Below are 11,868 nucleotides of genomic sequence, written 5' to 3' on the forward strand. Positions count from 1 at the left end.
TGCGCTAGCTGGCGCGCGAGGACGTGGGCACCGGGCCCAGCGGCTTGCCGCCGGGGCCGTCCTTGAAGGTCTGCCAGGGTTCGGGCGCAACCTGGGAGACGCCCGGCTTGCCGTAGTCGCACACGCCGCCCGGGAACACGGCCGCCAGGCGGTTCCACTGGGCGTCGGTGAACGCCACGAAGTAATCCGAACGCACCAGCGGCTTGAGCTGGCACTGCATGATGTCGCTCGTCAGCGGTTCGCCGGCGGCCGTGCGCGTGTCGCGGTACACCGGCCATTCGTCGAGCGTGGGCGAAGCGACCGTGGCCGAGCCGGTTCCCGTGGTGCTGGCCGCCATGCTGGGCGAGGGGCCGAGGTTGCAGTACGAGGTGTCGGTGCTCCAGACGCCGAGGTCCGAGCGCCAGCATGAATCCACCGCGGCGGTCGGCTTGTTGCCCAGGACCTTCTGGCGCAGCGTCTTGCCGGTCTTGTCGGCTTCCACGTTGGTCAGCCACTGGTTCATGGTTTCAAAGGCCCGGTCGGCCAGGTTGGCCGGCGCGGTCTTGTAGCGCCAGATGATCTGGTTGCCGTAGTCGCCGAACTCCTTGAGCAGGCGGTTGCGGATCACCCAGGCGCGGAAGTCGTAGTGCTCTTCGGTGATGTTGAAGTCGCGCCGGTCGATGATGGCCACCTCGCCGAGGTAGCGCGCATGGGCCACGCGCCCGGAGCGGTGCGTGATGTCCACGGCGCCCGGGTCGGCCTTCATGCGCGCGGCCTGCCACTGGCCGTTGATGTCGTAGCCGCCGATCTGCTCGTTCAGCGTGACGAACTTCTCGGGCGTGATCCGGCCGCCGTTCAGCGCGTTGAGCCCGTACTGGATGCCCGTGTTGTCCTGCGGGGACCTGGCGTAGCCGGTGGCGTCGCGCGGGCCGAAGATCGCGATGTTGAAGTCCTGCAGCGTGCATCGGATGCCGGCCAGGTTGGTCAGCGACCAGGTGCTGGTCTGGCCGCCGCAGCCCTGGTCGCCGATCGTGGGGTCCATGTAGTAGGGCTGGCGGCTCGCCATGTTGATGCTGGCCGGCCCTTCGCAGACCTGGTTCCACCGGTGGCCGTTCACCGCCGTCTTCTCGGCCACGCCGAAGGCCGTGGTGCTGGTTCCGTCCTGCGTCGTGTAGAAGCGCTTGAGCAGCCCGCAGTCGGCGAATTCGCGGCCCGGCGTCCAGGTGTCCTGGAAGGTCTGGGTCGGCAGCATGCCCTGGATCAGCCCGGGGTAGTTGGCGCTGTGCAGGTTCTGCTGGTGCGCGCCGCCGGAGCCGCCGTCCGACATCGTGAAGCGGATCTCGCCGTAGCGCTTGGCGATGTACTCCTTCATCATGATCACGGTCTCGGCCGAGGTCACGTCATTGCAGTGGCTGCCGTAGTTCGTCATCTCCGACGAGGCCACCATGAAGCCGCGCCGCAGGGCGCTGTCGTCCATGACGCTGCCGGGGCTGACCTGGGTGCGGCCGTACTCGCAGCCCGAGCCGAATTTCCAGAACAGCTTGTGGTTCCATGAGGGCGAGGCCTCCCAGGGCCTCCAGCCCTTGGTCGGGTCCGAGGGGCTGGCGAGATAGGCGATGTCGTACTTGCCGCGGTTGATGACGCCGCGCTCGATCCGCACGATGTAGGGCAGGGTGACGCCGGCATCGGTGGTGATGCTGGCGATGGCCGCCGCGGCCGGCGGCGAGTTCGGGTCATAGGTGGCGAACGAGCCGCCCAGCGTGCGGTACTGGTAGCGGTAGACAGGCGCCGCGATGTTGCACTGGTCGTCGACCGGGTCGCCAAGGTCGGGGTTGGTCAGGGTCGGGCTGGCGACCTTGGTCGTGCATGTCCAGGGCTTGACCTGCGGGCCCGAGATGAGCGGGCCGCCGATCGGGTAGTTGGTGAGCTCGATCTTCGCGCCGTCCTTGCCCGGCACCCTGGCACGCAACTGGTTCTTGCCGACCTTCAGGCCCGAGATCAGGCCGTAGTAGCGGCCGTCGGCGCGCAGCGCGAAGGCGGCCGTCACGTCCTTGCCGTCCAGGTCCACCTGCAGGCTGGCCACGGCGACGCCGGCCGGCGCGAGCAGTTGCACCAGCGCGTCACCGCCGGACACGAGATCGGCGCGGCCGGACAGCACCCGGAGCTCGGGGATGGGGCCGGGGGTCACCGTGGTGCCGCCGCCGGGTGGGCCGGCGGGCCCCGGGCTCAGGCCGTCGCTCCCGCCGCAGGCGGCGAGCAGGGCGGCAGCCACCGCGGCCACCGTGAGCCCGCATGCCAGCCGTCGGCGCGCGGGCGTGCCATGCATTTGCAAATTCAGCAAGTTCATCATTGTTGTCTCCTGTTATTCATTCGATGCCGGCCAGGGGCGCGCCTGGCGCACCAGGCGCAGCCATCGGCCGGATCGTGAAGAGGGGTGGCAGGGGCACCCGAGGCGCTCCTGCCGGGGGCTACTTAAGTGCAGGAAAAGTTCGCTGCGTCGTCCGTGCTGCCCGAGCCTTTGTAGACGGCCTTCTTGGGGTAGGCGCACAGCGGCCGTGTCCGCGTTACCGTGCCGCTGCTGACGCGGGAGGCGATCACGCTGTCGGGGGCCACGCCCTTGTCCACCCAGCGGTCGAGCGCCATCAGCAGGTCGTTCTGCGCGGTGGGCGTCGGGGCCGCCTGCCCGCCGTTGCCGAAGACGTTGGGGCCCGAGCCGCCGCTGCAGTGCCCCATGCCGGGCGCCAGGAACATGCGGAAGAACTTGTCGGTCTCGGCCTGCGAGCCCTGCAGCGTCTTGACCTTGTCGTAGTAGGCCACCGTGTCCAGGATGCTGACCACGGGATCGGCCCAGCCCTGGTAGGTGATGAGCTTGCCGCCGCGCGCCTTGAAGGCCGCGATGTCGGGGTTGGTCTGGTCCATCATGCCGCCGACCTTGGCGGCCGAGAACGCCATGTCGCGGTTGTAGTCGAAGGTCCAATGGTCCCAGGCCGGGTTTTCATAGACCCACAGGCGCCAGAAATCGGCTCGCGTGGGTTCCGTGGTGCCCCAGTAGCTGGACCAGCCGGATTCAGTGCCGACCACGGGGCCCGGGTAGATCAGCGCATTGGTGGCGGGGTTCTTCGGCCCCTGGTAAATCTTCTTGGCGGCCGCCACCTGGGGCGCCGTGAGGCAATTGGGCGCGTCGGCGCCCGGGCACTGCAGCGCGTCGATGTTGAACACGGCGCTGGTGCAGGCGCGCGGGTCGTCGATCACGCCGTCGGTCACGCCATCGAGCGAGTCGCAGGCCGCGATGGCAGAGCTGGTCAAGAGCTGCGCCTTGGCCGTGGTGAGCACCAGCGTAGTCGAGCCGGTGGGACGGTTGGACTGGTAGCGCCAGAGGAACTCGGCATTCAGCGCCACGCGGTTGTTGCCCGGTGCGCCGGCGATCACGCCGTCGAAGTCCTGCGGGTACTTCTGCACTTCGGCATAGGCCTGGTGGCCGCCGGTGGAGCATCCGTAGTAGTAGGCGCGCGAGGCCTCCTTGGCCTGCAGTTCCGCGATGATCTTCTTGCCCGGCGCGGTGATGGCGTTGATGGAGCGCGTGCCCCAGTCGATGATCTTTTCCGGATGGCTGATGCCCCAGAAGAAGTCGATGCTGGTCTGGTGGCCGGTGTCGCCGCCCAGCGTGGCGTAGCCCTGGCGCATCGCGTAGGCCATGTCGCCGTAGCTGAGGGCGTTGCTGTAGCCGCCGTTGCCGGTGGCCACCAGCTTGCCGTTCCAGGCGCTGCCCTGCGGGACCCAGACCTCGAAGTTGATGAGCGAGTCGCTGGTGGGCGTGGCCTGCGCCTTCACGAGGCAGAAGGCGGGCAGGTTGGCCAGGCCGCTGAAGCTGCCCGTCGGCGTGTAGGTGCCTGCGGGGATGGACGTGACCGAGGTGATCTTCGCGTTGCTCAGCTGGAGGCTGGCCAGGCTGCTCGCGTCGCAGGCCTTTGGTGTCGCCACGATGGCCTCGGGCCCCGTGGCGGGAGGGGGAGGGGTTCGGCGGCTGCCCAGGCCGTCCCCGCCGCCGCCGCAAGCGGCCAGCATGCTGGCAGCCGCCACGGCGGCCAACCCCAAGGTTCTTCGCCATCCTCGATACCGATCTTCCCAACGCGTCTGTAGATTCATCATGTCTCCTGTTGAATGGTTTCCGGCTCTCACAAGCGCATGGCCCTGGCAGGGCCGATGGCTTGGCGCGAGCGGAGTTTAGGAAGGCGTGATGCGCAAGAGAAATGGATTTTTTGGATCGATTGATCCAAAGCTTGGATGCAAGCGCGCATCCTATGGGGAGATACCCTAGGTCGCGATTTTCTTGCGGGAGGCCCGGCCGGGCGAGGACGCCTTGCCGTCGGGGCGCCTCTCGATGGCCAGGTCGTACAGGGCCTGGGCGGCGACCGACAGGCTCCGGTCGGCGCGGCTGACGAGGTAGATCTTGCGGGTCAGGCCCGGCACGTCCAGCGGGCGCGTCATGAGGTTGGGGTGCTGGAAGTGGAACAACGTCAGGGCCGGCACGACGCTGATGCCCACGCCGTTCTGCACCATGCCCATGACCGTCGCCAGGTGCTCGACTTCGAGCACCGTGTTCATCTGCAGCGGGTGCAGCAGGGCATCGAGGTGCTGGCGCACGCTGCTGGAGCGCGCGAGGTGCACGAAGGGGTGGTTCAGCAAGTCCTTGGGGCGCAGGGTCTTCTGCCGGGCCAGCGCGTTGTCTTTGCGGCAGACCAGGTGGAACTCGTCCGAGCAGAGCATCCTCGTGGCCAGTTCCGCGGTGTTGGTGCCCCCGGCCGCCAGCGCGAAATCGACCTTGCCCAGGCGCACTAGGTCGAGGCACTGGTCGGACAGCGTGTCGGTCAACGAGATCTCGATGCCGGGGTACAGGCGCCTGAATTCGGCAAACACGCCCGGCAGCCAGCCGGCGGCCAGCGAGGGCAGGGCCGCGAGGGAGACGCGGCCCTTGCGCCGCTCGACATGCTCGGTCAGGTCGTCGAGGATGTGGTCCATGTCGTCCAGCAGGCGGCGGGCGGATTCCGCGAACAGCTGGCCCTCGGTGGTGAGCTGCACCTTGCGGGTGTCGCGGTCGAACAGGCGCGTGCCGACGCCGTCTTCCAGCGCGCGGATCAGGGCGCTGAAGGCCGGCTGCGACAGGTGGCACTGCTCCGCCGCCTTCGTGAAATTTCTTTCCTCATTCAGCGCCACGAAGGCACGTAGCTGCTTGCTGGATAGATTCATTTGAAAAGCAGATGAATTGATCGAAGTTTTCTATTTCACAGATAGTGAGGGCAACTATACAGTGCGAGGCTCGCATGGCAAACCACACAGACACTTCCCGCTTGCTGATTGGCTGCGCGGCCGGATTCTCGGGCGACCGGACCGATGCCGCAGGCCCGGTCGTCGACACCCTGATCGCGATGGGCGGTCCCGCCTTCCTCATCTTTGAAACGCTGGCGGAGCGCACGCTCGCCCTGGCGCAACTGCGCCGGCGCGAAGACCCGCAAAGCGGCTACGAACCCTTGCTGGAAGACCTGTTGCGCCCGGTGCTTGAGCGCTGCATGGCCCATGGCATCCGCATCGTGAGCAATTTCGGAGCCGCCAACCCGGCTGCCGCGGCGCGCCGGATCCGCCAACTCGCCCGATCCCTGGGCATGCCGGCGCCGCGGATCGCCATCGTCCGCGGCGACGATCTGTCGGAGCCGGCGCGGCGGGGCTGGCTGCGCGAGCGCCTGGGCGCGGCGCTCGATGGCGTCGAGGTCGTGAGCGCGAATGCCTACCAGGGGGCCGAGGCGATTGCCGCCGCCCTGGACGCCGGCGCCCAGATCGTGGTGGCCGGCCGCGTTGCCGATCCCTCGCTGGCCGTCGGCCCGGCCATGTCGCACTTCGGCTGGCGCAACGACGACTGGGACCGCCTGGCCCAGGCCACCATGGTGGGCCACCTGCTCGAGTGCGGGGCCCAGGTGTGCGGCGGCTACTTCGCCGACCCGGGCTACAAGGACGTGCCTGATCTGCACGCCATCGGCTACCCCATCGCCGAGTTGTTCGAGGACGGGCACTGCGTCATCGGCAAGGCGTTCGATACCGGCGGCGCCGTGACCCTGGCCTCGGTCAAGGAGCAGCTGCTGTACGAAGTGCACGATCCGGCGGGCTATCTGACGCCGGACGTCGGCGCCGACATCACCGGCGTCACGCTGCAGGAGGATGGCCCCGACCGCGTCCGCATGACCGGCGTGCGCGGCCATCCGCGCCCGCCGACGCTGAAGGTGAACGTCTGCTACGAAGGCGGCTGGCTGGCCGAGGGCGAGATTTCCTACGCGGGCCCGCGCGCCGAGGCGCGCGCCCGGCTGGCCGCGGATGTGCTGCGCCGGCGGCTGCAGGGCCTTGAGTTGCGGTGCGACCTGATCGGGGCGCTGAGCGTGTTCGCGGACGACGCGGGCCGGCTGCTGGCCGGCACCCCGCCAGGCGATGCGCTCGACGTCCGCCTGCGGGTGGCCACGGCGCAGGCCGACAAGGCACAGGCCGAGCGGCTGGTGCGCGAGGTCACGGCGCTCTACACCTGCGGCCCGGCCGGCGGGGGCGGCGTGAGAACCCGGGTCACGCCCCGGCTCAAGCTGCTGTCGGGGTACATCGCGCGCGCCGAGCTGCCTTCGGGTTTCGAGATGCTGGAGGACGGCGCATGAACGACGACATCACGGTGCCGCTGTACCGCCTGGCCCATGGCCGCACCGGCGACAAGGGCGACCGCTCCAACATCAGCGTGATCGCCTGGCATGCCGAGCTCTATCCCTTGCTCGTGGCGCAACTGACCGAGGCAGCCGTCGGGGCGTGCTTTGCCTACCGCCGCCCGTCGGTCGTGAAGCGCTACGAGCTGCCCCGGCTGCATGCGATGAATTTCGTGCTGGACGATGTCCTGGACGGCGGCGTGAACGGCTCGCTGAACCTGGATGCGCACGGCAAGGCGCTGTCCTACATGCTGCTCGACTTTCCCGTCCGGGTGCCCCGGTCCTTGATGCCCCGGCTCAAGGACTGACGGCATCCACCGCCTGTCCGATTCACCCACCATCAGGAGACAACCATGACATTCAATCGAAGAACCCTGCTCGCCGCGTCGCTCGCCGCCGCATCCGCCATGCCGCATGCGGCGATGGCGCAGTCTTTTCCCGACAAGCCCATCACGTTTGTCGTGCCGTTTGCCGCCGGCAGCGCGACAGACCAGATCGCGCGCGCCATCGGCCAGAGCGTGTCGGTGGAAACGAAGCAATCGGTCGTGATCGACAACAAGGCCGGGGCCAGCGGCTTCATCGCCTCGTCGCAAGTCGCCAAGGCGGCGCCGGATGGCTACACGGTGCTGATCACCACCAACACCACGCATGCGGCCAACGAGCACCTGTACAAGAAGATTCCCTACGACCCGGTGAAGGACTTCGCGCCGCTGACGGCCCTGGGCAAGGGCGGCCAGATCATGGTGGTCAACCCGGTGCTGCCCGCGAAGACCGTGGGCGAATTCATCGCGCTGGCGAAGAAGGAGCCCGGCAAGTACAGCTTCGGCAGCGGCAGCTCGTCGAGCCGGATGGCGGGCGAGCTGCTGCAGCAGATGGCCGGCATCAAGCTGCTGCACGTGCCCTACAAGAGCAACCCGCTGGCGGTGACCGACCTGCTGGGCAACCAGATCAACATGATGATCACCGACACGGCCACCGGGCTGCCCCAGGTCAAGGCGGGCAAGCTGCGCGCGCTCGGCATGTCCAGCAGCAAGCGCTCGCCGCTTGCGCCCGACGTGCCGACCATCGACGAGGCCGGCGTCAAGGGCTACGAGATGGGCTACTGGTTCGCCGCCTATGCGCCGGCCGGCACGCCGGCGCCGGTGGTCAAGCGGCTCAACGAGCTGCTGGTCAGGGCGGCGCGCGGCGAAGCGGCCAGGACCTCGTTCTACGAGCCCACCGGCACCGAGGTTTTCACCACCACGCCAGAGGAACTGGGCAAGTTCCAGGCCAGCGAGTCCCAGAAGTGGGCCCACATCATCAAGGGCGCGGGCATCGACGCCGAATGACCCGGCGCGCTACCGCCGCGACGACACCACGATGCCGCCCACGATCAGCACGAAGGCCACGCCGTGGTACAGGTGCGGCACCTCGCCCAGCAGGGTGGCCGAGAGCAGGGCGGCGAACAGCGGGGTGAGGTTGTTGAAGAAGCCGGCCACGGCGGGGCCGGCCTGCTGCACGCCCAGGCCCCAGCAGCGGTAGGCCAGGATGGCGGGGCCGATCGCGATGTAGGCGAGCACGGCCGCCACGCCCCAGCCAAGCTCGATGTGGGTCTGGCCCAGCGCCCATTCGCCGGCTGCGAAGGCGCCCGACCAGCCCAGCCCGAACACCATCTGCGCCACCAGGAAGGCGGCCCAGCTGCCGCGGATGGCCGGCGGGTCGTCGGGCTGCGCGAGCTGCCAGCTGTAGACCGCCCAGGCCAGCGCAGCCAGCAGCACGTAGAGATCGCCGGGCACCAGCCGCAGCGTCGCCAGGGCCGACCACTCGCCGCGCGTGAGCACGACCAGCACGCCCAGCAGCGACAGCGCCGTGCCCAGCCACTGCCGACCGACGATGCGCTGGCCATAGAACAGGCGGCCCACGGCCAGCATCCAGACCGGCGTGCTGGCGGCCACCAGCGTCACGTTGAGCGGCGTGGAGGTCTTGAGCGCGAGGTACTGCAGCGCGTTGTAGCAGCCCACTCCCAGCAGGCCCAGCAGGGTGTAGCGCCGCCAGTGGCGCCACAGGCCGCTGGCGGGCTTCAGCACCCAGGGCGCCAGCGGCAGCAGCAGCGCCAGGGCCAGCAGCCAGCGCAGGAAGTTCAGCATCATCGGCGACACCTGGCCGGCCAGGGCGCGCCCGGCCACGGAATTGCCGGCCCACAGCAGAGGCGGCAGGGTGAGCAGGAGGGCGGTGGCGGGCGTGAGGCGTGGGGACTGCATGGGGCGACACTCTAGCGGGTTGGGGCCGCGCGCTGCGCCGCAGGGGCTCCATGGCCGTGCCGCGCACGGGTTTTCGCGCGGCCGGGCGCTGCAGCCGGCGCCGATTGGTGGCACGATGGCGGCCTTCCCGCACTGCCGCGCAAGCCCCCTTTCCGACCTTCCCGTTCCAAGGAGATTGACATGACACGAGCCGTCCGCATCGACCAGCCCGGAGGCCCCGAGCAACTCAGAATCGTCGACGTCGCGGTCGGCGAGCCCGGCCCCGGCGAGATCCGCATCCGGCACCACGCGGTGGGCCTGAACTTCATCGACGTCTACCAGCGCAGCGGCCTGTACCCGTTTCCCATGCCGCTGCAGCTTGGCATGGAGGCCGCGGGCGTGGTCGAGGCCGTGGGCGAGGGCGTCACACACCTGAAGGCCGGCGACCGCGCCGCCTATGCGGCCAACCCGCCCGGCAGCTACAGCGAGGCGCGCGTGATGCCGGCCAAAAATGTGTGCAGGCTGCCCGACGCCATCAGCTTCGAGACCGGCGCGGCCATGATGCTCAAGGGCCTCACGGCGCAGTACCTGCTCAAGAAGACGCTGCCCGTGGGCGGCCTGCAGGCGGGCGACTTCGTGCTGTTCCACGCGGCCGCCGGCGGCGTCGGCCTGATCGCGAGCCAATGGGCCCGCGCGCTGGGCTTGCAGCTCATCGGCACCGCCGGCTCGGACGCCAAGTGCGCGCTGGCCCAGGCCAACGGCGCGGCCCACGTCATCAACTACAACACCGAGGACTTCCTGGCGCGCGTCAAGGAGATCACCGGCGGCAAGGGCGTGAAGGTGGTGTACGACTCGGTCGGCAAGGACACCTGGGACAAGTCGCTCGACTGCCTGCAGCCGTTCGGCCTGATGGCCAGCTTCGGCAATGCCTCGGGGCCGGTGCCGCCGTTCGCGCCCGGCATCCTGGGCGCCAAGGGCTCGCTGTACGTGACGCGCGCCACGCTGTTTTCCCACATCGCCACGCGCGAGAGCACGCAGGCCATGGCCGACGACCTGTTCGCCGCCGTGACCAGCGGCCAGGTGAAGATCCACATCGACCAGCGCTACCGGCTCGAGGACGTGCAGCAGGCCCACCGCGACCTGGAAGCGCGCAAGACCACCGGCTGCACCATCCTCACGCTGTGAGCGCGCCGCTCCCCGTGCCGCTCGACCCGGGCTGGCTGGCCGCGCTGCGCGCCGAAACCTGCCGGCCGCCGGTGCGCGCACGCCTGCCGCTGCTGGCCGGCACGGCCGCCATCGGTTCGGTGGAACCGGATTTTTTGAGTCAAATCGGCCCGATGTCCAGGTCGGGCGGTCGTTGGGTGCTACAAAAAGAGGAGCGCTCTGAGGGCTGGGCCTGGTGCCTCCAAGGCGACGTCACCGCCAGCCTCGCGCAGGTGGCGCAGGCCTTGCGCGAGGCAGGCCTGGCCCAGGCCTGGCGCGACGAGCAGTTGGCCGTGCCTGACGCCCAGGGCCGCGTGCTGGGCACGGTCGAGCGCGGCGTGGTGCGCCCGCTGGGCATCGCCACGCGGGCCGTGCACCTGGTGGGCCAGGCGCCCGATGGCCGCATCTGGGTGCAGCAGCGCTCCCTGAGCAAGGCCAACGACCCGGGCCGCTGGGACACGCTGATGGGCGGCATGGTGTCGGCCGGCGACACGCTGGAGTCTGCGCTGGCGCGCGAGACCTGGGAGGAGGCCGGCCTTGCGCTCGAGGCGCTGCAGGCCCTGTCCTGGGGCGGCCGGGTCGGCATCCGCCGCCCGTCCGACCGGGACGAGGACCCCGGCTACACCGTCGAGGAAATCGACTGGTACCGCTGCACCGTGCCCGACGGCCTGGCGCCCGACAACCAGGACGGCGAGGTGGCGCAGTTCCGCCTGCTGGCGCCGCGCGAGCTGGCGCTCTGGCTGGAACGCGATGAATTCACGGCCGAGGCCGGGCTGATCCTGGCCGCCGCCCTCGGACACTGAGCGGGCGGGCCGCGTCAGCCCAAAGCGTTCTTCCACACCGTGTCGAACGCCTGGCAGAACGCCTTCTGCACCACCGACAGCGGCCGGTAGCGGTGGCGGATGATGCTGACGCCCAGCCGCTCGCGGGCCTGGAAGGGCCGCACCACCAGGCCGCGGATGGCCTGGTCCGCGACCGCCACCGCCGCCTGGTCGACCACCGCGATGCCGTTGCCCGCCTGCGCGAACCAGCAGGCCGTGGCGGCCGAGCGCACCTCCATGTCGATCTGCAGGCGCGGGCCGGCCGCGCCGTAGGAGCGCTGCAGGGTCTGGCCATAGAGCGTGCTGGCGGGCGAGGCGATCACGCGGTGCCCGACCAGGTCCTGCGGCCGGATCAGCTGGCGCGCCGCCAGCGGGTGGCCCTCGGGCATCACGCAGGCCAGGCCGCACTGGTAGCTCTTGACGGTGACCAGGTTGGGGTGCTCGTTGGGCAGCAGGCAGACGCCCAGGTGCACCGACTGGTCGAGCAGGGCGTCCACCATGATCGAGGGCACCAGGATCTCCACCCGGGTCTTGAGCTGCGGGAACTGCGCGTACAGCAGCGCCATGGCCTGCGGCGCGAGATAGGGCGCCAGACTGGCCGACACGGCCAGCCGCAGCGAGCCGTCGCTCGGGTGGGCCAGGCCGCGCGAGACATCGCGCACCCGCTCCAGCCCGCGCCACAGGATTTCGATTTCCTCGTAGAGCTGCTGCGCCTCGGGCGTCGGCACCAGCCGGCCCCGGACCCGCTCGAACAGCGTCAGGCCGCTGTGGCGCGCCGCCTGCGCCAGCAGCTTGCTGATGGCCGGCTGCGAGACGTGCAGCAGCTGCGCCGCGCCGCTCACGCCGCCGGTCAGCATGACGGCCCTGAAAACTTCCATGTGGCGCAGGTTCATCGGGACTCCGTGGGGATGGCTG

General features: G+C 69.6%; 10 protein-coding genes. 5 read left to right on the forward strand and 5 right to left on the reverse strand.

The features are described from left to right. Positions 1-4: 4 nt before the first annotated feature. From MMF98_RS18625 to MMF98_RS18635, 3 genes are all read right to left on the reverse strand, one after another. Complete coding sequence (locus MMF98_RS18625; RefSeq protein WP_243308388.1) at positions 5-2,326, reverse strand: DUF6351 family protein; 2,322 nt, start codon at positions 2,324-2,326, stop codon at positions 5-7. Positions 2,327-2,451: 125 nt separating this feature from the next. Beyond that, complete coding sequence (locus MMF98_RS18630) at positions 2,452-4,044, reverse strand: tannase/feruloyl esterase family alpha/beta hydrolase (RefSeq protein WP_243308389.1); 1,593 nt, start codon at positions 4,042-4,044, stop codon at positions 2,452-2,454. A 249-nt stretch (positions 4,045-4,293) separates the two neighbouring features. Beyond that, positions 4,294-5,226 (reverse strand): LysR family transcriptional regulator, encoded by a 933-nt coding sequence (locus MMF98_RS18635; RefSeq protein WP_243308390.1) that lies wholly within the window; start codon positions 5,224-5,226, stop codon positions 4,294-4,296. A 74-nt stretch (positions 5,227-5,300) separates the two neighbouring features. On the opposite strand from MMF98_RS18635, the gene MMF98_RS18640 reads away from it, so the two are divergent. The 3 genes from MMF98_RS18640 (at position 5,301) to MMF98_RS18650 (ending at position 8,038) form a co-directional block, all read left to right on the forward strand. Further along, the gene (locus MMF98_RS18640; RefSeq protein ID WP_243308391.1) at positions 5,301-6,668 is read left to right on the forward strand and encodes an acyclic terpene utilization AtuA family protein; all 1,368 of its coding nucleotides are present in this window, start codon (positions 5,301-5,303) and stop codon (positions 6,666-6,668) included. Continuing rightward, a complete protein-coding gene (locus MMF98_RS18645) occupies positions 6,665-7,018 on the forward strand; it encodes an AtuA-related protein (RefSeq protein WP_243308392.1) in 354 nt (117 codons plus the stop codon). Before MMF98_RS18640 ends, MMF98_RS18645 begins: the two co-directional genes overlap by 4 nt. Positions 7,019-7,117: 99 nt before the next feature. Next, positions 7,118-8,038, forward strand: coding sequence for a Bug family tripartite tricarboxylate transporter substrate binding protein (locus tag MMF98_RS18650; protein WP_243308699.1), 921 nt, complete (start codon positions 7,118-7,120; stop codon positions 8,036-8,038). A 9-nt stretch (positions 8,039-8,047) separates the two neighbouring features. Here MMF98_RS18650 and MMF98_RS18655 read toward each other — a convergent pair whose 3' ends face one another. Continuing rightward, positions 8,048-8,950: a DMT family transporter gene (locus tag MMF98_RS18655; protein ID WP_243308393.1), complete on the reverse strand. Its 903-nt coding sequence runs from the start codon at positions 8,948-8,950 to the stop codon at positions 8,048-8,050. Between the two features lie 180 nt (positions 8,951-9,130). On the opposite strand from MMF98_RS18655, the gene MMF98_RS18660 reads away from it, so the two are divergent. Beyond that, positions 9,131-10,114, forward strand: coding sequence for a quinone oxidoreductase family protein (locus tag MMF98_RS18660; protein WP_243308395.1), 984 nt, complete (start codon positions 9,131-9,133; stop codon positions 10,112-10,114). Next, positions 10,111-10,935, forward strand: coding sequence for an NUDIX hydrolase (locus tag MMF98_RS18665; protein WP_243308397.1), 825 nt, complete (start codon positions 10,111-10,113; stop codon positions 10,933-10,935). Before MMF98_RS18660 ends, MMF98_RS18665 begins: the two co-directional genes overlap by 4 nt. Before the next feature lie 14 nt (positions 10,936-10,949). On the opposite strand, the gene MMF98_RS18670 is transcribed toward MMF98_RS18665, so the two are convergent. After that, complete coding sequence (locus MMF98_RS18670) at positions 10,950-11,846, reverse strand: LysR substrate-binding domain-containing protein (protein ID WP_243308399.1); 897 nt, start codon at positions 11,844-11,846, stop codon at positions 10,950-10,952. Positions 11,847-11,868 lie beyond the last annotated feature (22 nt).

The sequence above is a fragment of the Variovorax terrae genome, from assembly GCF_022809125.1.
Lineage (GTDB): Bacteria > Pseudomonadota > Gammaproteobacteria > Burkholderiales > Burkholderiaceae_C > Variovorax_A > Variovorax_A terrae.